Annotated in this window: 1 protein-coding gene; it reads right to left on the bottom strand. The window is 69.5% G+C overall.

From position 1 onward, the window contains the following. A partial coding sequence (locus tag ACFC3J_RS22990; RefSeq protein WP_375198214.1) for an efflux RND transporter periplasmic adaptor subunit occupies positions 1 to 554 on the bottom strand: 554 nt, incomplete at both ends.

Here is a 554-nt window from a genome sequence, read left to right as displayed (position 1 = left end):
ACCACCTGACCGGGTTCGACATTGCGCTCGAGCACCAGGCCCGATTCGGGCGCGCGGATGCTCAGGCGGCCATTGCGCGCCTGCGCCTCGCGCAGCTGAGCCTTGGCCACCTCGACGCGCGCCACCGCAGCATCGCGCGTCGCGCGTCGGCGATCAACATCGGCCTTGGAGATGAATCCGCGACCCACCAGCTGCAGCGCACGGTCGAGCTCGTTCTGCGCGAGCACCGCATCGGCCTGGCTGACCTCGATCTGCGCCGCCAGCGAGCGGGCCTGCTGGGTCTGGACATCCTGATCGATGACCGCGAGCACTTGGCCCGTGCGCACCCAGTCGCCCGGCTGCACCAGCACGCGGATCACCTGGCCGCCTTCGCCTGCGATGCCGATCGGCATTTCACGCCGTGCAGCCAGCGTTCCTGTGGCGTTGATGACGCGCTCGACCGATCCCGATCCGGGAACGATCACGGTCACTGCCGGTGCCTGCGATTCGCTCTCGCCCGCGCCGGCCTTCGCGCCCTCGCCTGCAGCCGTCTCGGGCTTGCCGCCGAAGAAATA

This window comes from Sphingobium sp., from assembly GCF_041987595.1.
Classification (GTDB): domain Bacteria; phylum Pseudomonadota; class Alphaproteobacteria; order Sphingomonadales; family Sphingomonadaceae; genus Sphingobium.
This window is presented reverse-complemented; position numbering and strand designations above follow the sequence as displayed.